Raw genomic sequence first — 21,052 nt, 5'->3', positions numbered from 1 at the left:
CCTGGGATCTAGGCTGCGCTCATACTGGGGGTCGCCCTCAAGGAAGGTCACTCGCCATGCGCCGCCACCGCCCCCTGTCCCTGACGTCGATTGCTGCCACGACAGGACTTCTCGCACTGACCCTCACAAGCTGCGCTCAGGCGTCCGGCGACAGTGATAACGGGGATCTCGACCCGGTAGACCTTCGTTTTTCATGGTGGAGTTCACAAGAACAGCACATCAATCAGAGCATTATTGAGGCCTTCGAGGAAGAATATCCCCACATCAGTGTCACCGGTGAATACACCGATTGGAGCAGCTACTGGGATCAGCTTGCGACCCAAGCCGCTGCCAACGATGCACCTGATGTCATCATGATGGACAACAACTTTGTCGCTGAGTACGCAGAGCGTGGCACATTACTGGAACTCTCAGATGTCGATGTCAGCGAGTTTCCCGATGACGTCCTCGACCATGGCCGGATCGACGGGGAGATCTACGCGCTGAGCGCAGGACTCAACACCATGAGCTTGGTGGCCAATCCCCGGCTCTTCGAGGAAGCTGGAGTCGAGCTTCCCGACGACACCACATGGGACTGGGAGGAATACGCCCAGATCACCGCTGAACTCAGTGAAAACCTGGATGACGCGTGGGGAATGAGTAACACCGCCGAGCCCTCCGGGTTCCAAACCTGGCTGCGCCAGCAGGGAGATTTTTTCGTCACCGATGACGGCGAACTCGGATTCACCGAGGACGATGCTGCGGAGTATTTCCAGTACCACCTGGACCTCATGCACCAGGGGGCACTACCCCCGGCCGATGTCACCTCCGAGGTGATCTATGAAGGAGCTGACCAGCACCTGACGGGAACCGGACGTGCAGCGATCGGGTTCTGGTGGTCGAACCAGCTCCCCTCACTGCGCGAATTCTCCGGCGATGATCTCATCCTCCTGCGTTTCCCGAGCCGCCCCGACCATCCGGGCGAGCACGGCATGTGGTTCAAGTCCTCGATGTTCGTCTCGGCAGCCTCCACCACTGAGCACCCAGAAGAAGCTCAGTTATTCATCGACTTCCTGCTCAATGACGAGACAGCAGGGACACTTGCCCTCACCGAGCGGGGATACCCGGCCAATCTGGAGATCCGTGAAGTGATCGCCAGCGAATTGGACGAGAGCAACACGATCGCCGTGGACTTCCTTGAAGACCTAGAAGACGAGATCGAGACCCAGGAGCCATTGCCGCCCATCGGATTCGGTCCCATGGAGGACATCTTCAAGCGATACCAGATCGAAGTGTTCTTCGAGCGCATGACTCCGGAGGAAGCCGCCACGGCGATGTACTCAGAGATGGAGAGTTCCCTCTCCGGGTGACCGCCCATATCTGTCCTGATCCGGCTACCCGTACAAAGGAGCTTCACTGTGCGTTTCCCCCTGCCCTCCGCCGCGAGTCCAGAGAGTCTCGGCATCCCCTCCTCGGCGATTCACTCCATGATCCGAAGGCTCCAGCGGCAACAACTCGTCTTGCATTCGGTTCTGCTGGTGCGCCGTGGCGAGCTGGTCTGGGAGTCCTACTGGAATCCCTACACGGCCTCCACACCACACCGGATGTATTCGGTGGCCAAGAGTTTCGTTGCTGTTGCCATCGGCGTGCTGGTCGGCGAGGGCAGGGTCCAGCTGAAGGACCGTGTCATCGAGTATTTTCCCGAGATCCGGGCCGAACATCACATCCACCCGTTCGTGGAGGAGGCTCGCATCGTGGATCTGCTGGAAATGCGCACCCCCCACGAGGACATGACCTACATCATGACTGAGGACCCCGACTGGGTGCGCACCTTCTTCACCGTCACTCCGACCCGCCGTCCGGGCACGATCTTCGCCTACGACACCTCCGCCACGGTGGTACTCACCGCGGTGGTGGAGAGGCTCTCCGGGCAGAGCCTGGAGGATTTTTTAGCCACGCGGGTTTTCGGTCCGATCGGTGGCCAGGGGCCTATACAGGGACTGAAGACCCCGACGGGACTCACGGTTCAGCAGCGTGCGGGAAGGCCCTCGTGGCGAGAGGTTGAGCAGAATCCGCAAGGGGTGACCCACGGAGGCTCTGGAGTGTTCTGCCTCCCGCGCGATGCCGCACGCTTCGGTCTGCTGCTGATGCGTGGTCGCCAGCCAGGGCCGTGGGAGGAACTGGTACCCGCCACCTACCTTCAGGAGATGACGAGTTTCCGCACCTCTGCGGTGACATCCCTGCCGCATCAGCGGCATCAGCATCCCGATGATCGCGCCGGTTACGGCTTCCAGATCTGGTTGACCCGGCACGGTGGTTTCGCCGCTCGCGGCATGGGAGGCCAGCTGATTGTGTGCCTTCCAGACCAAGACCTCATCATGGTGGTCACCGGGGACAACCAACCGCGACCCGACGGGACCGCTCAGCTGCTGGATGCGCTATGGGATGAGGTCCTACCTCATCTCAGTGCGGAGCCACTCCCCGATGATCCGGCTGCCCAGGAGGCACTGCGCGCCGACACCGACGGGTTGGAACTGTCCGCGCTTCCACCAGGAGGCAAGGGCGTTTCAGTCAACAGGCAATACTCAGTGTGTGATGAAGCGGGCCACCGTTTTGACCTGTCGATTGTCACCACCGCTGGTGAGGGGCATCTGACACTCTACCCTGTGGGAGAGGCGGAGGCTGCTGCGTCATCCGACACTCCAGCAGCTTGGGAGATTCCCTTTGGGATTGGCCGGAACATCAGGCATTCGCTGCCGAACTATGGGTACGAGACGTACTCCTCCGGAACCTGGGTGGATGAGAACACCCTGCACATCAGGAGCATGACGATCGGGCTCTACCACGGTCACATCGAGTTCACGCTGCACTTCTCAGGCGAATGGGCCACTCTGGTGATGCAGAAGACCGCGGAGTTCTTCGCTGACGAATACCAGGGGGTCTACAGCGGCCCGCCCCGCCGCCGGTAATGCATGCACTGGCAATGTCACGGCAAAAGGCCCGTCGGGAGAACGTCTTGCTGTACTCCCGGCGGGCCTGTGCCGCTGTGAGGTGTTGCCCCACGTCAGTACTGGCGATCAACCAGTACCGCGACTTACGCGGAGACCTTCTCCAAGTGGCTGCGGATGAACCACTGGAACAGCTCGAGTTCCTTGACCTGACCAATGAGGATGTCCTCGGTGATGGCGTCGAGCTCGCCGACCTTGTTGAGGACCTTGCGGTGGTCTTCCAGTAGGCCGGTGTAGACCTTGTCTAGCTCTGCCAGATGGGTGGTGACATCGGCCTTGTACAGCGGGTAGTCCTCCCACGAACGGGAGGAGACCAGCTCACCAGAGAGCCCCGAAGGTGCCACACCCAAGGTGGCGATGCGCTCGGCGATCTCATCGGCGAACTCGCGCACCTTGTGGGTCTGCGGGTCGAGCATCTCGTGAACAGCGATGAAGGTCGGGCCCACCACGTTCCAGTGCACGTGCTTGAGTACCAACTGGAGGTCGTTGAGGGCGTGCAGTCGGTCCTGGAGCAGGCCGGCAATCTCCCGGCCGTTGTCCTGGCTGAGTCCTGGGACGGTGTAGTCAGCGTATTTCTCGGTCATGTCCGCTCCTTCGGTTCGGATCCTCGGTGCCGGCTTCTGCCGACCCCTGACACCCTTAATCTTAGGAACTCAAAATAAGTTGCGCTAGCAAGATAAGCCTGACCTTGCAAGTCGACCCTCTGAGTCCACATCTCCTTATTAATCTGCGAAGGTGAGCAGAACCTGAATACTCACTGACGACGTCGTCGTGCCTGTTCAGCAGCGATCCCCGCACCTGACCTCAGGTCACCGGTTCGATGACCTCAAGCCCCCCGAGATACCCACGCAGTGCCTCCGGGACCCGGACGGACCCGTCGGCCTGCTGGTGGTTCTCCAACAAGGCCACGATCCAGCGCGTGGTGGCCAAGGTTCCATTCAGTGTGGCCACCGGACGGGTCGGACCCTTGGAGCCATCCTCAGCCACCGTGCGCTCACGAATGTTAAGCCGGCGGGCTTGGAAGGTCGTGGTGTCCGAGGTGGACGTCAGTTCCCGGTAGGTGCCTTGAGTGGGAACCCACGCTTCGCAGTCGAACTTCCGTGCGGCCGAGAGCCCCAAGTCACCAGCGGCGGTATCGATCACCCGGTACGGCAGCTCCATCGCGGCGAGCATCTGTTCTTCCCAAGCCAAGAGGCGTTCATGCTCGGCCGTGGACTCCTCCGGGGAGCAGTAGACGAACATCTCCAACTTGTTGAACTGGTGAACCCGGATGATGCCGCGGGTGTCCTTGCCGTGGGAGCCGGCTTCCCGGCGGTAACAGGTGGACCAGCCGGCGTACCGCTTCGGCCCGGTGCTTAAGTCGAGGATCTCTTCAGCGTGGTACCCGGCCAGGGCCACCTCCGAGGTGCCGACCAGGTAAAGGTCATCGCGTTCCAGCCGGTAGATCTCGTCGTCGTGCTCCACATCGAAACCCGTGCCGGCCATAGTCTCCGGGCGAACCAAGGTGGGGGTAATCATCGGGGTGAATCCCGCTGCCAGAGCCTGGTCCAGGCCCAGTTGCATCATCGCCAACTCCAGCCGGGCTCCGATACCGGTCAGGAAGTAAAACCGCGCACCGGAGACCTTCGCGCCGCGTTCCATATCTATCGCACCGAGGGACTCGGCCAACTCCAGGTGGTCCTTGGGTTCGATACCTTCGGCGGCGAAGTCACGCGGGCTGCCCTCATGGCGCAGCACGACGAAGTCCTCCTCCCCTCCGGCGGGTACCCCCTGGTGGATCAGGTTAGGGAATGCGGCCAGCAGCTGGTTCAGCCTCTGCTGTGCCTGGGCGGAGTCAGCCTCGGCGGCCTTGACATCAGCAGCCAGCTGCTTGACCTCGGCGAGTAGGCGCTGCTTGTGCTCCCCCTGTGCGGTGGCGACCTGCTTGCCGAAGGCTTTCTGCTCGGCGCGGAGAGTCTCAAAGCGGGTGATCGCCGCCGACCGTGCCTCCGCAGCGGCGATGAGCTCATCAACGGCGGATTCATCCGCGCCACGGGCGCGTTGGCTGGCACGGTAAACGTCGGGGCGTTCCAGGAGGTCCTTGATGTCGATCACGCAGCCCAGCCTAATTCAGACTCGTCCCGCCACGGTGCCACCAGGCACGGCAGTGCCCACCCGTCTGCCCCACGGTGGTCTGTCCACAGCACCTTCGCTGCGTTCGGCACCGGCGCTCAGGGCGGCTGGATAGACTCCCGGCATGGATCCTTCCTCGGCGTTGCAGTGGGCTGTACTGGCCTGCGCGGTGCTCGCCGCTGTGCTGCTGGTGGTGTCAGCACGCTACGTCGTGCGGGTTCGCCAGTTGAAGCACCGAGTTGCCGAGTTAGAACACGACGCCGAACTCGCCGGCCTCCTGGCCGCCCACCCGAAGAAGCCCGAGGAGCGGCTGGTCGGCGTCGTGGTCAATATCACCAAAGACAGCGCCGCCGACGCCGTCGCCGCTGTCTATACCGCCTGCACCCAAGCGGGTATGCCCGATCCGGTCATCTTTGACACCACCGCAGAAGACCCCGGGCGGGGGATGGCCCGGCAAGCACTGCAGCACGGATGTGATGTGGTGATCGCCGCCGGTGGGGACGGCACGGTCCGGGCAGTGGCCGCCGAACTCACCGGCCGGGAAACCGCCCTGGGGGTGATCCCGCTGGGCACCGGGAACTTATTCGCCCGCAACATCGGCTTGCCCTATGACGACCTGCCCGCCTGTGTGGAGGAAGCCATCCACGGCACCCCACACCGGGTGGACACCTTGCAACTGACCCTGCAACGCCCCGCCGGACGGCAGGATGAAGAGATCTCCCTGGTCATCGCCGGCGGCGGACTGGACGCTGAAGTCATGGCTGATACTCGTGAGGTGCTCAAAGCCCGTGCCGGATGGCTGGCCTACGGGGAAGCTGGGCTGCGGCATGTCGCCGGTTCCAGGAAGTCGGTGACCGTCAAGCTCGACGACGGCGACCCCGCCACCTTCCGTGTCCGTTCAGTCCTGCTGGCTAACTGCGGATCACTACAGGCCGGCATTGAGCTGATCCCCTCAGCACGGTTCGACGACGGGCACTTCGATGCCGTGCTCTTCACTCCCCGCCACGCCCTGGATTGGGCACGGATCATGGCGAAAACCGCACTGCGGCTGTCCTCCTCCATCCCGGTGATGACCGTACGGCAGGCCCGTTCCGGGTGGTTGCGGATGGAGGAACCCATGCCGTTTCAGATCGACGGCGACCCGGTGGGCGAGGTGGTCGGGGTCGGTGCGGAGGTCGCCGCCGGCTCACTGACCGTTAACGGGGTGGCTCGGGCCGTCTCCCCGGTCTCGGCGCTCACTGCTGCAGGGAGTTAACCCAGCGCTGCGCGGCGGAAAAAGACGCCTCAGAGACCTCGGGGTCGACCTGCTGGCGTTTACCATCGGCCCGGGGGTAGGAACCGAGAAACCGGATCTTCGGGGAGACCCGGTGGATGCCGGCCAGCGCGTCGGCCACCCGCGCTTCGCTGATGTGGCCTTCTAAGTCCATGGAGAAGAAGTAGTCCCCCATTCCGTTGCCGGTGGGACGGGACTCGATACGGCAGATGTTCACCCCGCGGGTGGAGAAGTGCTCCAGGATCTCCATCAGCGCGCCGGGTCGGTCCTCGGGCAAGGGAATCATCACGGTGGTCTTATCGGCTCCGGTGTGCTCCGGCACCGGCCCGGGAGTGGTCACCAGCACGAACCGGGTCACCGCACCGGGGGTGTCCTCGATCCCGGAGGCGATGACGTGTAACCCCAACTGTTCAGCCACCAAGGGTGCGCAGATCGCTGCATCGGCCAATGGCTCATCACGCAGCAGACCGTGGGCGGCCGCCGCGGTTGAGGAGGCAGGAACGAACTCGGCCCGTGGCACGCTGGCCTCGGCCCACCGGCGCACCTGAGCCCAGGCGTGGGAGTGGGTGGCCACCGAGTTCACCTCACTGAGCGGCTTGGGCTCGGCCGAGACGAGCACAAAACTAATGGGGACCAGGGCTTCTGCGGTGAGGTGAAGGTGGTGAGCCACGGAGACGGCGTCGAGCGTGGCAGTCACCCCGCCCTCCACGGAGTTCTCAATGGGCACGACGGCGCCGTCGACCTCACCGTCGTCGACCATGGTCAGTGCCGCCAGCACACTCGAGGCGGGCACCCGTTCGGCGTTCTGCCCCCCGGGCATCTTCAGCAGGGCAGCCTCGGTGAAGGTACCCGAAGGCCCCAGGAAGGAATAGCGGGGAGTACCGGAACCAGCCACGGACGGTGGAGCGCTCACAGGATGCGGGGCTCCTCTCCGGTGACGGAGGCCAGCGGGCGCTGAGCGGTCACCCAGGCGTCATAACCACCGCCGACGAAGAACACTGAATACCCCTGAACGGTGAGCCACTGGGCGATCTGGATGCTACGCCCACCGGTGCGGCAGATGACGTAGTAGTCGACGTCGGGATCAAGTTCGGCGTCAAAACGCACCGGAATCTCATCGACCGGGATATGCACCGCCCCGGGGGCGTGGCCAACCTCGTACTCGTAGGCCTCACGCACGTCGAGGATCTGCGCCTCGGCGGGCACCTCTGCGGCGGGAACAGTGTCGACGTCACTCATAGCGCAACCATCTTATCGGTCTGCCTGTCCGGGCCGGAGGGCGGCGTATACAGTTGCCATATGGAGCACCCTGCAGCCACCCCGGGGCCTATGCCCACACCCGCTGCTGAGCACACCACAGACCTCTCGATGGTCGACTTCCGTGCCGCGACCGCCGAGCACTGGCGGCAGGCTGTCATCAACGGTGATGTCAGCTGTGTAGAACTGACGACGACGGCGATCACCGCCGCCGCCACGCTGACGCGCCTGGGCGCTTTCGCTGAAGTGGACCCAGACCTCGCCTTGGCGCGAGCCAGCCAGATGGACTCCTCCCTGCAGACTCTGCGCCGTAGTGCCTCCCCTGCGGCCATTTCCGCAGCGGCCCCGCTGCTGGGGCTGCCAGTGGGGTTCAAGGATCTGATTCCCGTGGCGGGGATGCCTCTGCGGCTGGGCAGCGCCGAGGTGGCCCCGCGGGTGCCTGCCCGGGATGCGCCTTTAGCTCACCGGGTCCACGCCGCCGGTGCTGTGAGCATCGGCAAAACCCAAGTGCCCGAGTTCGGGCTGCCCTGCTACACGGAAAATCGGATCGCCCCGGCCGCGCGCAACCCGTTGGATCCGAGCCGAACCCCAGGGGGCTCCAGTGGTGGCGCCGCTGCCGCGGTCGCGGCCGGGATCCTGCCTGTGGCGCCAGGAAATGACGGCGGCGGGTCGGTGCGCATCCCAGCAGCCGCCTGCGGGCTAGTGGGTCTCAAACCAGGACGCGGGCGCCTACCCGATGACGATGCCTCCAGTTCGGTCACCAACCTGATGACCTCGGGCCCCATCGCCGTGCTCGCCGAAGACGCCGCCCTGTTGTTCGATGTGATGGCCGGGCACCGGTTCACCTCCGCAGCCGCAGAAGACCTGGCCGCCGCAGGTGCACTGCGTACCGTACAGAGTGCACTGTCCGAAGGTCTGCCCGCCCTGCAGATCGGGGTCACCACGGAGTCGCCGTTTTCCCCCGAGCTGGACATCGTCCTGGCTGAGGACGCCATCGTCGCCGTGGAGGAAGGCATCACCCGGCTGGCTGCCGAAGGCCACCACGTCCAGGGCACCTCACATTGCACCGGCACAGAACGGTTCTGGCCTGAGAACTACTACGAACAATTCACCGCCCTATGGACCTCCCGACTGGGGCGGGTACCCGTGGAGGATCCCGAAGACCTCGAACCGTTGACCCGATGGTTCCTCGAACTGACCGCAGCCCGGGACACCGAGCAAACCGAGCAGGCACTGGAACAGCTCCAGCAGTTCGCCGACGCCGGTGAGGCGATCCTCGGGCCGTGGGATGTGCTTCTGACCCCGATGTTGGGGTTCGCTCCCCCACAGGTCGGGTTCTTCGCCGGGTTGAGCCCGGAAGAGAACTACCGGGCCCAGTGCCAGTTCACCCCGTATAGCTCCGTGGTCAATGTGCTCGGGCTACCCGCGATCAACGTGCCAGTGCACACCGACGCGTCGGGCTTGAGCTGGTCGATCCAGCTCATCGGCCGGCAGCACAGTGAGGAACTGCTCCTGGCCCTGGCCGCGCAGATGATGCGGTCAGCGGCCTGAGGTGTCGTCGTCGAGACGACCCCCACCGTCGAGGTACTCCACATCCTCCCGGTTGAGCGGGGTCGCGATGGCTTCCGGGTCGGCGTCCTCGTAGCCGGGGTCGGTGCCGCGCCAGCGGGCGATGAGCCCCATCCCGTGGTGGATCAACAGTGCCGCGATCGAACCCAGGGCGATACCGGTGAAGACGATCTCCCCGAACATCATGGTGTAGTCGGCGATGGCGATGATGAGCGGCACTCCGGCCACCGCCAGGTTGATGGGGTTGGAGAAGTCCACCTTGTTCTGCACCCAGATGCGCACACCCAGGATGCCGATCATTCCGTACAGCACTGTGCCGGCACCGCCGAGCACCCCGTCGGGCACGGTGTTTACCACCGCGCCGAATTTCGGCACCAGCGCCAGCAGGATGGCGAAAGTCCCCGCCACCCAGTAGGCAGCAGTGGAGTAGACCTTGGTGGAGGCCATCACCCCGATGTTCTCCGCGTAAGTGGTGGTCCCGGAACCACCACCGGAGCCGGCCAGCATCGTCGCCGCACCGTCGGCCATCAACGCCCGGCCGGTCACCGGATCCAGGTCGCGTTTGGTCATCAGAGCCACTGACTTCACGTGCCCAATGTTCTCGGCCACCAAAACCAGCACCACGGGGATGAACAGCGCCACGGTCCCCAGGTGGAAACTCGGCGCGGTGAGTTCCGGTAGGCCGATCCAGCCGGCGTCGCCGACCTCGGAGAAGTCCACCTCCCCGCGGAAGACCGCCACCAGGTAGCCGATCACTACACCCACCAGGATGGAGAGCCTGCCCAGCATTCCCCGGAAGAGCACCGAGGCCACCAGCATGGCCACGATGGTGACCGTAGCGGTGACCGGGCCTTCCTGCACATTGCCCCAGGCCGCCGGAGCGAGGTTGAGTCCAATGAGCGCCACGATGGAGCCGGTGACCACCGGAGGCATCAGCCGCTGGATCCACGCCGGACCCGCACAGTGGACGATCACTCCCACCAGCACCAGACCCAGCCCGGCCAGGAAGATCCCGCCGAGCGCTCCGGACATCCCGTACTGGGCGGTGGCAGCCCCCACGGGCGCCAGAAAGGCAAAGGAGGACCCCAGATAACTGGGGACCCGCCCTGCGGTGATGATGAGGAACAGCAGGGTACCGATTCCGGTGAACAGCAGGGTGGTCGAGGGCGGGAACCCGGTGATGACCGGCACCAGGAAGGTGGCCCCGAACATCGCCACCACGTGCTGCATCCCCACTCCGGTGGTCTGTAGCCAACTGAGCCGTTCCTCGGGGGCGACGACGTCGCCGGGCCGGATGGTCTTGCCGTCTCCGTGGAGCTTCCAGCCGAAGCCGGGAATGATGCGCTTGGTCACGGCAGACCAGAATACGAGAAAACCCCGAGGAGCGTGCTGGAGCACTACTCCCCGGGGCCTACGTATGGTGTTCTGCTCTCACCGGCGCATGCTGCGCAGCCGGGATTAGTCCTTCTTCAGTCCATCGGTAAAGCCCTTGGCGGACTCCTTGGCATCACCTGCGGCGTCTTTGACCGACTCAGCGGCGTCCTTCAGCTTGCCCTGCAGGTTCTGGCCCTTCCCTTCCGCCTCGGTCTGGCTGTCACCGGTGAGCTTGCCGGCACCTTCCTTGGTGGCTCCGGCGAGCTTGTCCTTCTGTGCATCAGCCTTGTCCTCGAGTCCCATGGGAGGAACCTCCTCTATCTGTTGCCGACCTTTCACCTCACGACCCTAGTGGGCGGCGTCGTGCCTTGTCAGCAGGTTCAAGCGGATTCATACCGGACTCCCAGCAGGCAGTCAGAGACCACGACGACGCCCCCTCACCACGCCGGGGAATGACCAGGAATTTCCCAGCTTGTTACGCACCCCACGCGCCGCAAGTATTTGATTCCCACCGGCGTCTGGCTAGGGTTATGCAGTGATGGACACTGACGACGAGCTCATCATCCTGCGCGCACCCACAGTGGCCGACGGCGCCGACCTCTGGCGTCTGGCCGCGGGCACCGGAGTGCTCGACACCAACACCCCGTATGCCTACTTACTGTGGGCCCGAGACTTCTCCGCCTCCTCGGTACTGGCCGAGGTAGAGGGCGAACCGGCCGGGTTCATCTCCGGCTACCTGAAGCCCTCTGACCCTCAGACCCTCTTCATCTGGCAGGTTGCGGTGGACTCCCGCTTCCGGGGGCGCGGACTGGCCAAGAAGATGCTCTTCGAGCTGGTCGGCCGTTCCCAGGCCGCCCGCCTAGAGACCACGATCACCGCGGACAATGAAGCCTCCATCGCACTGTTTACCGCGCTGGCCCGCGAGCACGGCACAGAAATCCGCCGGCAACCACTGTTCACCCCGGATCTTTTCCCCACACAAGAGGAAACCGGGGAAAGCCACGCTGCCGAGGATCTCTACATCGTGGAACCGTTACAGCAGACCTGACGACGTCGTCGTCAGTGATGTCCTCAAGAAGACGTTCGACCATATTTTCCGTTATCCGCTAGGTACCGAAGGAACCCATTACCGCCATGGCTACTGACATTTTCGACACCCGCGAGTCCCAGGTTCGCAGCTACTGCATGAACTGGCCGGCTGTCTTCGAACGAGCCGAGGGTCCCTACCAGTGGAGCGAAGACGGCACCAAGTACCTCGACTTCTTCTCCGGTGCCGGTGCGCTGAACTACGGGCACAACCACCCCGAACTGCGCGAACTCATCGTCGAGTACGTCGCCAACGCCGGGGTCACCCACTCCATGGACATGAAGACCCCGGCCAAGCGCCGCTTCCTGGAAGTCTTCGAAAAGCTCATCCTGGAACCGCGCAACCTCGACTACAAGGTGATGTTCCCCGGCCCGACAGGTACCAACACCGTGGAGGCGGCCCTGAAGCTGGCCCGCAAAGTCACCGGACGCCAACACATCCTGTCCTTTACGAACGCCTTCCACGGGATGACCCTGGGGTCCCTGTCGGTCACCGGTAACTCCATGAAGCGCCGCGGGGCCGGGATCCCACTGACGAACTCTTCGAAGATCCCCTACGACGACTACTTCGGCGGGGACGTACCCGACTTCATCTGGCTGGAGAAGGTCCTTGAAGACGCCGGCTCCGGTGTGGACAAGCCCGCCGCGGTCATCGTGGAGACCGTCCAAGGCGAAGGTGGCCTCAACGCCGCACGCATGGAGTGGCTCAAGGAGCTGTCCAACCTGCTCAAGCGGCACAAGATTCTACTCATCGTCGACGACGTCCAGGCCGGCTGCGGGCGCACCGGCACCTTCTTCTCCTTTGAAGAAGCGGGGATCTACCCGGACATCGTCTGCGTCTCCAAGTCGATCTCCGGCTACGGCCTGGCGATGGCACTGACCCTGTTCAAACCGGAGCTGGACGTCTGGGAGCCCGGGGAACACAACGGCACCTTCCGCGGCAACAACCTCGCCTTCGTCACCGCCGCCCGTGCCCTGGAACTGTTCTGGTCTGATGACTCCTTCCAGAAGGAACTCGCCGGCAAAATCGAGGCCCTGCACACCGGCATGGAGAAAATCACCGGCCACGTCAAAGGCTCCTACGTCAAGGGCCGTGGCTTCCTCGCCGGGATTTCCTTCCCCGCCCCGGACACCGCCGGTAAGGTCGCCGCCGAGGCATACAAGCGCAATATGCTCGTAGAAACCTCCGGACCACAGGATGAAGTCATCAAACTCATGCCCCCGCTGAACATCCCAGATGAGGACCTGCAGAAGGGTCTGCAGATCCTAGAGGAAGCCGTGCTGGCCGCCACCGGCCAGATGGGTGAGCCCTCCCGCCTGCGGGCCCCGCACTGAGTTAGTCCCGGCGGGCGGGCAAAGCCCGCTACGCTGGCGGACAAGACTTCCAGGCCGTGTTGAAGCAAACTTCCTAAGGAGACGTATGTACACCCTGCACATCGACGACCTCAACGGCACCGAGCGGGACATCGACACCCCAAACTGGCGCTCCCGCCGGATGATCCTGGCCAAGGAGAAAGTCGGTTTCTCGCTGCACGAGACCACCCTGCGTGCGGGAACCCACAATGAGTTCTGGTACGCCAACCACGTCGAAGCCGTCTACTGTGTGGGCGGCAAGGGCACACTGACCGACTTAGAGACCGGCGAGAAGTACCAGATCACCGACGGCTTCCTCTACCTGCTCGACGGCCACGAGAAGCACCAGGTGGATGTGGAAGAGGAGATGCGCATGGTCTGCGTCTTCAACCCGCCGGTCACCGGACGCGAGGTCCACGACGAGAACGGCGTCTACCCGCTCATCATCGAAGACGACTGATCTTCTCGGCCTGAGAAGACCTCACCCCGGCGGGCGCGCAGTCTAGAGTAGGGCCCGTGATCCTGACCTGGCAGCGACTGACCGGCTTCCTCAGCCGGCTGGCGCAGTCCTCCCCGCCGCGGATGGCCCTGCTCATCTTCGCCCTGGTCATCGCTGTGTTCACCTCACTGCTGATGATGCCCTGGGCCACCGCCGACGGCGGCTCCGCACAGTTTCACGATGCCCTCTTCGTGGCCACCAGCGCGGTTTCAGTCACCGGTCTGACCCCAGTCAACACCGCCGAACACTGGTCCGGTGCCGGGCAGGTCGTCATCCTGGCCGCCATCCAGGTCGGGGGCCTGGGCATTTTGACCCTGGCCTCCCTGGTCGCCATGTCAGTGACCCATCACCTGGGGTTGCGGACCCGGCTCGTGGCCCAGGAGGGCATCTCCACCGGCCGGTTGGGGGAAGTCGGCTCACTGATCCGCACTGTGGTCATCTGCTCGGTGGTGGTGGAAGCCGCCCTGGCAGCGATCCTCGTGCCTCGGATGATGATGCTGGAGGACGACGCCGCCACCGGGGCGTGGTACGGCATCTTCTATGCCATCAGTGCGTTCAACAATGCCGGATTCGTCATCCACCCCGAAGGGCTCGCCGACGTCGGCCACGACCCCATCGTGCTGTGGACGATCATGATCGGTGTCTTCCTGGGAAGTCTCGGCTTCCCCGTCCTGCTGGTGCTGTGGCGGGAGCGCTGGCGGATCAAGCGCTGGAGCCTCCACACCAAACTCACCGTGGAGGTCACGGTACTACTGATGGTGATCGGCGCCGTCGCCTACGCTGTTCTGGAGTGGAGTCACAGCGACACCCTCGGACCAATGTCCGTCTGGGAGAAGATCCAGAACTCCCTCTTCGCCTCGGTGATGATGCGCTCAGGCGGGTTCTCCGTGGTCGACAACATCATGGAGCACTCGGAGACCATGCTGGTCACCAATGCGCTGATGTTCGTCGGCGGCGGTTCAGCCTCCACCGCAGGCGGGATCAAAGTCACCACCTTCGCGGTGATCCTCCTCGCCTTCCTCGCTGAAGCCCGCGGGCACGAGGAATCCACCGCCCACGGCCGGACCATTCCTGCCCAGGCGGTGCGCGTGGCAGTGTCCGTGCTGGCCATGGGCGGAACTTTCGTCCTGGTCTCCACCCTGGCGCTCATCATCATCACCGGTGAGGACCTCGAACGCCCGCTGTTCGAATCGATCTCCGCTTTCGCCACCGCCGGACTGACCTCGGGGTTGACGGAGGAGTTGCCGCCGTCGGGACTGTATGTGCTCTCCGGGCTGATGTTCGCCGGACGCGTGGGCATCATGACCTTCGCCGCCGCCCTGACACTGCGGCACAGTCGGATCCGCTACCGCTACCCGGAGGGCCGGCCGATCATCGGCTGAGCGCTACGCTGAAGAGAACACCACCCCTGGAGGACCGTGACGTGGCCAAGCAGAAGCAGCATGTGAATAAACCAACGCTCGTCATCGGGCTGGGCCGGTTCGGCATCGCCCTGGCCGAGCAGCTGGTCAGCCAGAACAAGGAAGTCCTCGCCGTGGACCGGGACCCGCGGCTGGTACAGAAGCACGCCGATGCCTTCACCCACACGGTGACTGCTGACGCCACAGACATGGAGGCTCTGCGGCAACTGGGGGCTGAGGAGTTTGACTCCGCCGTCGTCGGCGTCGGTACCTCCATCGAATCCAGTGTGCTCATCGCCGCGAACCTGGTGGACTTGGGCGTACACCAGGTGTGGGCCAAGGCCATCAACCCCACCCACGGCAAGATCCTCACCCGCATCGGCTGCCACCACGTCATCTACCCCGAACACGATGCCGGGGTGCGCGCCGCTCACCTGGTCAGCGGGCAGATGATGGACTTCATTAAGTTCGACGACGACTTCGCCATCGTCAAGATGCGTCCGCCTAAGGCCCTCCATGGCAAGACGATCGACCAGGCCCAGCCGCGCAAGCGCCACCGCGTCAATGTGCTCGGAGTGAAGTCACCGGGCAAGGATTTTGTCTACGCCGAACCGGACACGGTGGTCTCGGCCGGGGACACCATCATCGTCTCCGGTGATGTCAGCCAGCTGGAGTGGTTCGCCGACCACGCCTGAGGGTGTCACGCCACAACACAGCGACCACGTCCTACACCGTGATCCCGCTATGCTGGCGCGTGTGACTCAGCTGACACGCACTCCCCCGCCGACCTCCGTGGTGTGGGACTCCGCGCTGCTGAACTACCGGTTTAACGCCACCCACCCCATGGACCCGGTGCGTCTGGAACTGACCGAACGGCTCTGCCGCGAGCTGGGTGTCTTCGATGCCGAACACGTCAGCCTCACCGTGCCCGGAATCGCCGACGACGACGCCCTGGCCACCGTGCACAGCCGGGAGTACATCGCCGCTGTCCACCGTGCCTCAGAGGCCGGGAAGGCGTCCACCGACCACGGGCTGGGCACTGAGGACACCCCCGTCTTTGAGGGTATCCACCGAGGTGCCGCCCGGATTGCTGCCGGCACCCTGGGGCTCGCGGAGGCGCTGGCCTCCGGTGCAGCGGTGCGCGGAGTGAACTTCGCCGGCGGGATGCACCACGCCTCCCGCGCCAAAGCCGGGGGGTTCTGTGTGTACAACGACGCTGCCTTGGCGATCCAACACCTGCGGCACCGTTGTGGAGTGCATGCGGTCTACATCGACTTAGACGCCCACCATGGGGACGGCACCCAGCAGATTTTCTACGACGACGCCGACGTCCTCACCATTTCGATGCACCAGTCCGGGGTGAGCCTGTTTCCGGGAACCGGGTTCCCCAATGAGACCGGAGGCCCCGGGGCGGAGGGATCGGCGGTGAACATCGCAGTCCCAGAGGGCACCGGTGACGCCGGCTTCCTGCGCGCCTTCGAGGCGGTGATCCCCGCGGTACTGCGCGCCTTCGAACCCGATGTCATCGTCTCTCAGCACGGCTGTGACTCGCACACGCTGGACCCGATGAGCGACCTGCACTTAAGCATTGACGCCCACCGGTTGCTTGCCCTCCGGGTGGGTGAGCTGGCCGATGAGCTCTGCGACGGCCGGTGGATCGCCACCGGTGGCGGCGGCTATGCCATCCACACGGTGGTGCCGCGCAGCTGGACCCAGCTGACCGCAGCGGCCTCCGGTGCCGCACTGCCGAAGGGACTGGCAGTGCCCGGGGCCTGGCGGGACTACGTGCGCTCCACCTACGGGGTGGACACCCCCGAAACCATGGACGACGGCGCCGACTTACGTTTCCGCAGCTGGGAGGCCGGCTACGACCCGGAGGACGACTTAGACCGGGCGGTGATCCAGACCCGCCGGGAAATTTTCCCCCTCTGGGGCATGGATCCGTGGTTTGACTAGACGCGTGAAGGGACAAGACCCGCGGCGTGACGCCCCCTGTGGTTTCCCGACTCCGGCACTCACCCCGAGCGCATAGGCTGGTGCCATGAGCTTCAGCGTTGTCCCCGCCGCGGCCACTGACGATCTTCCGCACCTCGAAGAGCAGGTGAGCGACCTCGCCGGGGTGCTCACTGAAGAGGAGATCGCCGAGATCGAGTCGGCCTACAGTGGTATCGCCGAGGAGACCGGGCAGGTCGTCTACGTGCACTTCGTTGAGGATCTCGCAGGAGAGGACCCTGACTGGTATGCGGTGGAGGTCGCGATAGAGTCCGGACTCGGCGTGAACAGTCCACTGTTGGTGGTCTCCATCGAGGATGAGGCCTGGGCGGTCAGTGCCGCTGAGGAAGCTGAGATCACCGAAGCGGACCTGGAAGCGATGACGGCCGACGACGTCGTCGCCCACCTCAGTGCCGAAGATTGGGCGGAGGCAGCCCTGGCCTTCGGTGAAGGGGTCGAGGAGCTGGCCACCGGTGAACAGGACCTGACCGAGGGCGCAGAGCCTGCGGGGGAACCCGGGGCGGGAGTGGCCACCGCACTGGTGATCGTCATGCTGATCTCACTGGTCGTGCTCGCGGTGGGCGGTGGACTGTTGTGGTATTTCCTGCGGCGAGGCAAGCAGCAGGGACAACAAGACGGTTCCATACCACCCGGTGGAGTCCAGCAGTTGCCGATGGAGGAACTCTCGGCCCGCAGCGGTCAGGCGCTGGTGGAGATCGACGACGCTCTGCGCAGCTCAGAGGAGGAGCTGGGGTTCGCCCGGGCCCAGTTTGGCCTGCAAGCGACAGATCCCTTCCAGAAGGCACTGACCCAAGCCCAACAGAAGGCGCGGATGGCCTTCGCCCTACGTCAGCAACTGGATGAACAGCAGATCACCACCGAGGACGAGCAACGTGCCACTCACGCCCGGATCCTCGAACTCTCCGATGACGTCGCCGAGACGCTCACCGAACAGGCCGAACACTTCGAGCAGATGCGCAATCTCCTCCAACGGCTTCCCCAGGCGCTACGCGAAGTCGAACAGCGCGCCGAGGAGAGCTCCGCACGGATCCAGTCGGCACGGGCTCGGCTGGCTCATCTGCAGTCGCGGTACTCCCCGCAGGCGGTGACCTCCGTGGCGGAAAACCCAGAGCAGGCCGAGGAGCTCCTGGACTCGGCGCGTCAGGCCGTCGAAGAGGGCCGAGCGTCTCTGAAAGCCGAGGACCGCGAGACCGCAGTGACGCACGTGCAGATCGCCGAAGAGGCCGTGGGCCAGGCAGCCACACTGCTGCAGGACGTCGAAGAGGCCGGCTCGTTGCTCGATGAGTCCTACACCGCGCTCGACGACGCCATTGATTCCCTGGCCGAAGACCTTCAGGAAGCTGCCCGGCTGGCTCCGCGGGATGACGCCGTCCTCGCGGCCCGGGACAACGCCCAGCGGGCGCTGCGGGTGGCCCGTGACACACGCCAGCAGCAGGGGGACCCGGTGGCTGCCCTCCGGGACCTCGACGACGCCGAAACGCAGTTGGATACCGCCTTGGCCCCCGCCCGGGAGCGGGTGGAGGCCCAACGGCGCGCCGAGACGTTGCGGCAGCGCCGCACCGACCGCGTGGCGGAGAAACTACGCATGGTGGAGCACTTCGTCTCCACTCACCGCGGCTCGGTGGGTCAGCCAGCCCGGACTCGGCTGGCCGAGGCCGAGCGGCTCTTCGCGGAAGCTCGGTCCCTTCAGGACCCCCAGCAGGCGGTGGAGCTGCTCTCCCGGGCCGAACGTCTGGCTGATGAGGCCCACGACCTGGCCCAGCAAGACAATACGCAGTTTCGCAGCGCACCGGCGAGGTACCCGGGTCCCATGCCCGGGGCGGGAGCACCGCGGGGCGGCAACGCCATGGGCAATATGGCCATGGGGTTGCTCATCGGCGGCCTGTTGGGCTCCGGCGGAGGATCACGCAGGCACCGTGGCGGCTGGGGTGGCGGGCTGTCTACCTCCCGTCCCAGTGGCGGGTTCTCCGGGGGGCGGTCCCGGGGCACCTCCGGTCGTGGTTTCTCTGCACCGCGGGCACGGCGGAGTCGCAGTGGGGGTTTCGGCGGTGGTGGTTCCCGGCGCGGACGAAGCGGTGGTTTTGGCGGCGGCTCCCGCGGAGGACGCCGCGGCCGCTTCTAAGCCGCGGTTCGCCGTCGTCGACCCTCTTTTGCACCTCCTGACGCCGTTGAGATCACGGCGCCTTCAGCCTCGGCGGTGCACTCCTTGTACACTCGGCGGGAGAACGGACGAAGGACGTGGAGGCAGGGCACTGACGATGAAGGGCCCCGAGGACGAAGGGCGCAATGGGCATCGAATTTAACGCGTGGTGGGAGATCGTGGCCCTGACCTTCGGGTCGGTGGCGGCCTTGCTGTTCCTCATCTACGGGATCATGTGGATCTTCAGCGACGATGAGGATGAGAAACCGCACCGGCTGGACACCACGGCAACCGTCGAATTGTTAGCCGATGTCACCGCTGAGGCCCACGCTCAGGGTGTCGAGGCCCAGCGCGCGTTGGATGAGCTGCGGGAGCTGGCACCGCAGCTGGAAGCAGAGGACTGGGACCGCTTCGAGAAACAGTACCGTCAGACATTAGAGGCCTTTTCCTCCGGACAGTCGGAGGTCGAGGCGCAGATGGATCACCTGGAGCGGATTTTCCGTCGCGACCGCATTATCGGACGAGCCCGCCGCGAACTTCGCGAGATGTGACGCGTCAGTCCGCCAGGCGCTCGGTTCGCCGTCCTCGATGGAAGTCGGTAGACTGCCGTGAGACCTTTTCACCGGGCACTGGTGTGCCCGTACCCGACAGACAAGGACTGTTCACCCTATGGGTTCTGTGATTAAGAAGCGCCGCAAGCGCATGGCGAAGAAGAAGCACCGCAAACGTCTGCGGAAGACCCGCCACCAGCGGCGTAATAAGTAGGAGTTCACACTTCACGCTCAGCCCCGGCTCACCGGCCGGGGCTTTCGCGTATCCCGCACCACCTCAAGGAGAACTGATGAGTCAGTCCGTCGATGTCGAAGTGCTCGTCAAACCCGGATGTCACCTGTGTGCTGAGGCGCTGGAGGTCACAGAGGCGATCTGCGCTGAGTTGGGCCTGGACTACACCCAGACCAATGTGGAGGAAGATCCCGCCCTGGCCACACAGTTCGCTGAAGAGATCCCGGTGCTGCGCATCAATGGGCAGGTCCGCGACTTCTGGAAGTTCGACTCCGCACGGATGCGCCGACTCCTCACCGAAGCCGGCGCGACCTCTGCCTGACCCCCTGGCAGCCGAAGGGGACTTCTCAGAGGCTTCGGGTGATCTCCGCGGCCCGGGCGGCAGCCGCAGCAGCGCCCTGCCGGATCGTCTGTCCCATGGCGGCGGCGTCGAATGTGGCAATCGCCTGTTCAGTGGTCCCGTTGGGGCTGGTGACATGAGCCCGCAGTTGGGCCGCATCAGCACTGACACGGTTTTCCACCAGCATCTTTCCCGCCCCGTGGATGGTCTGTGCGACCAGATCGGCCGCCAGGTCCGGATCCAGGCCGAGTTCCACTCCGGCGGCGGCCATGTGTTCGGCCAGGTAGAAAGCGTACGCCGGCCCCGACCCAGCGATAGCGCTCAGCGCGTCAATCTGCTCCTCGGGCAGCACATGCACTGTCCCCGAGGGTGCGAAGAGTCCGCTGACCTGTTCGAGGTGCTCATCGGTGGCGTGGGTCCCGGCGGCCAAGCCCACCACCCCGAGCCCCACGGACATCGGCGTGTTCGGCATAGCGCGGATGACCGGTTGGCCCGATGTCAGAGCGGATTCCATCATGTCCACTGTGACCGCGGCAGCTACCGAGACCACCACAGCCTGTGGTCTCAGCGCTGAGGCGATTTCTTCGCAGACCCCCGTGATCTGATAGGGCTTGACCCCGAGCACGACGACGTCGGCTTCAGCCACGGCGGCAGCGTTGGCTGCCTGCTGGGTCTCCTCGGCCAGGACCTCCACCCCGTAGTGGTGAGCTTTGTCTTCAGCGGAGGCCGCTGAGCGGGTGGTGGCGGTGACGTCGTCGGGCCGCACCCCGGAGCTGATCAGCCCGGCGAGGATTGCTCCGTTCATCGACCCCAGCCCCAGCATGGCGATTCTCGGTGAGCTCATCCTCCCACCCTACTGCGCGCTG

General features: G+C 64.6%; 21 protein-coding genes. 14 read left to right on the top strand and 7 right to left on the bottom strand.

What is annotated here, in order from left to right; translation table 11 throughout:
• Positions 1-56 precede the first annotated feature (56 nt).
• Both H578_RS0107370 and H578_RS0107365 read left to right on the top strand, forming a co-directional pair.
• Complete coding sequence (locus H578_RS0107370) at positions 57-1,349, top strand: ABC transporter substrate-binding protein (protein WP_022873052.1); 1,293 nt, start codon at positions 57-59, stop codon at positions 1,347-1,349.
• Positions 1,350-1,397: 48 nt separating this feature from the next.
• Positions 1,398-2,948 (top strand): serine hydrolase domain-containing protein, encoded by a 1,551-nt coding sequence (locus H578_RS0107365; RefSeq protein WP_022873051.1) that lies wholly within the window; start codon positions 1,398-1,400, stop codon positions 2,946-2,948.
• A 125-nt stretch (positions 2,949-3,073) separates the two neighbouring features.
• Here the strand turns inward: H578_RS0107365 and H578_RS0107360 are convergent, their stop codons facing one another.
• Positions 3,074-3,571: a Dps family protein gene (locus tag H578_RS0107360; RefSeq protein WP_022873050.1), complete on the bottom strand. Its 498-nt coding sequence runs from the start codon at positions 3,569-3,571 to the stop codon at positions 3,074-3,076.
• Positions 3,572-3,791: 220 nt separating this feature from the next.
• On the bottom strand, positions 3,792-5,081 hold the full coding sequence (serS, locus tag H578_RS0107355; protein ID WP_022873049.1) for a serine--tRNA ligase: 1,290 nt from the start codon (positions 5,079-5,081) through the stop codon (positions 3,792-3,794).
• A gap of 142 nt (positions 5,082-5,223) precedes the next feature.
• On the opposite strand from serS, the gene H578_RS0107350 reads away from it, so the two are divergent.
• The gene (locus H578_RS0107350; RefSeq protein ID WP_022873048.1) at positions 5,224-6,354 is read left to right on the top strand and encodes a diacylglycerol/lipid kinase family protein; all 1,131 of its coding nucleotides are present in this window, start codon (positions 5,224-5,226) and stop codon (positions 6,352-6,354) included.
• Here H578_RS0107350 and pheA read toward each other — a convergent pair.
• Both pheA and H578_RS0107340 read right to left on the bottom strand, forming a co-directional pair.
• Positions 6,335-7,285 carry a prephenate dehydratase gene (gene pheA / locus H578_RS0107345; protein ID WP_022873047.1) on the bottom strand — a complete coding sequence of 317 codons (951 nt, stop codon included), beginning with the start codon at positions 7,283-7,285 and terminating at the stop codon, positions 6,335-6,337. The two genes, H578_RS0107350 and pheA, sit on opposite strands and share 20 nt — an antisense overlap.
• A complete protein-coding gene (locus H578_RS0107340; protein WP_022873046.1) occupies positions 7,282-7,611 on the bottom strand; it encodes a rhodanese-like domain-containing protein in 330 nt (109 codons plus the stop codon). Before H578_RS0107340 ends, pheA begins: the two co-directional genes overlap by 4 nt.
• A 60-nt stretch (positions 7,612-7,671) precedes the next feature.
• On the opposite strand from H578_RS0107340, the gene H578_RS14020 reads away from it, so the two are divergent.
• Positions 7,672-9,180, top strand: coding sequence for an amidase (locus tag H578_RS14020; protein ID WP_169558509.1), 1,509 nt, complete (start codon positions 7,672-7,674; stop codon positions 9,178-9,180).
• Here H578_RS14020 and H578_RS14015 read toward each other — a convergent pair.
• Both H578_RS14015 and H578_RS0107325 read right to left on the bottom strand, forming a co-directional pair.
• Positions 9,169-10,551 (bottom strand): uracil-xanthine permease family protein, encoded by a 1,383-nt coding sequence (locus H578_RS14015; protein WP_022873044.1) that lies wholly within the window; start codon positions 10,549-10,551, stop codon positions 9,169-9,171. The two genes, H578_RS14020 and H578_RS14015, sit on opposite strands and share 12 nt — an antisense overlap.
• Before the next feature lie 105 nt (positions 10,552-10,656).
• Positions 10,657-10,875, bottom strand: a complete 219-nt coding sequence (locus tag H578_RS0107325) for a CsbD family protein (RefSeq protein ID WP_022873043.1) — start codon at positions 10,873-10,875, stop codon at positions 10,657-10,659.
• Positions 10,876-11,110: 235 nt separating this feature from the next.
• Here H578_RS0107325 and ectA point away from each other — a divergent pair, with 235 nt between their 5' ends.
• From ectA to H578_RS0107275, 10 genes are all read left to right on the top strand, one after another.
• Positions 11,111-11,620, top strand: coding sequence for a diaminobutyrate acetyltransferase (gene ectA, locus H578_RS0107320; RefSeq protein ID WP_033420426.1), 510 nt, complete (start codon positions 11,111-11,113; stop codon positions 11,618-11,620).
• A gap of 86 nt (positions 11,621-11,706) precedes the next feature.
• Positions 11,707-12,993, top strand: a complete 1,287-nt coding sequence (gene ectB, locus H578_RS0107315; RefSeq protein WP_028464047.1) for a diaminobutyrate--2-oxoglutarate transaminase — start codon at positions 11,707-11,709, stop codon at positions 12,991-12,993.
• An 85-nt stretch (positions 12,994-13,078) separates the two neighbouring features.
• Entirely contained in the window at positions 13,079-13,471 is a 393-nt protein-coding gene (locus H578_RS0107310) for an ectoine synthase (protein ID WP_022873042.1), read from the top strand.
• A 56-nt stretch (positions 13,472-13,527) separates the two neighbouring features.
• Complete coding sequence (locus H578_RS0107305) at positions 13,528-14,892, top strand: TrkH family potassium uptake protein (RefSeq protein ID WP_022873041.1); 1,365 nt, start codon at positions 13,528-13,530, stop codon at positions 14,890-14,892.
• A gap of 41 nt (positions 14,893-14,933) precedes the next feature.
• Positions 14,934-15,605, top strand: a complete 672-nt coding sequence (locus H578_RS0107300; protein ID WP_022873040.1) for a potassium channel family protein — start codon at positions 14,934-14,936, stop codon at positions 15,603-15,605.
• A 49-nt stretch (positions 15,606-15,654) separates the two neighbouring features.
• Positions 15,655-16,866, top strand: a complete 1,212-nt coding sequence (locus tag H578_RS0107295; RefSeq protein ID WP_022873039.1) for an acetoin utilization protein AcuC — start codon at positions 15,655-15,657, stop codon at positions 16,864-16,866.
• 85 nt (positions 16,867-16,951) lie between these two features.
• The gene (locus H578_RS14010) at positions 16,952-19,045 is read left to right on the top strand and encodes a TPM domain-containing protein (RefSeq protein WP_022873038.1); all 2,094 of its coding nucleotides are present in this window, start codon (positions 16,952-16,954) and stop codon (positions 19,043-19,045) included.
• 164 nt (positions 19,046-19,209) lie between these two features.
• On the top strand, positions 19,210-19,614 hold the full coding sequence (locus H578_RS0107285; protein ID WP_022873037.1) for a hypothetical protein: 405 nt from the start codon (positions 19,210-19,212) through the stop codon (positions 19,612-19,614).
• Positions 19,615-19,732: 118 nt separating this feature from the next.
• Positions 19,733-19,828, top strand: coding sequence for a 30S ribosomal protein bS22 (locus tag H578_RS15925; protein WP_022873036.1), 96 nt, complete (start codon positions 19,733-19,735; stop codon positions 19,826-19,828).
• A 76-nt stretch (positions 19,829-19,904) separates the two neighbouring features.
• Complete coding sequence (locus tag H578_RS0107275) at positions 19,905-20,168, top strand: glutaredoxin family protein (RefSeq protein ID WP_022873035.1); 264 nt, start codon at positions 19,905-19,907, stop codon at positions 20,166-20,168.
• A gap of 25 nt (positions 20,169-20,193) precedes the next feature.
• Here the strand turns inward: H578_RS0107275 and proC are convergent, their stop codons facing one another.
• Complete coding sequence (gene proC, locus H578_RS0107270; RefSeq protein WP_022873034.1) at positions 20,194-21,030, bottom strand: pyrroline-5-carboxylate reductase; 837 nt, start codon at positions 21,028-21,030, stop codon at positions 20,194-20,196.
• Positions 21,031-21,052: the final 22 nt, after the last annotated feature.

This window comes from Nesterenkonia alba DSM 19423, from assembly GCF_000421745.1.
GTDB lineage: Bacteria > Actinomycetota > Actinomycetes > Actinomycetales > Micrococcaceae > Nesterenkonia > Nesterenkonia alba.
Note: the sequence above shows the minus strand (reverse complement) of the source record. Positions and strands in the feature narration are given on the sequence as shown.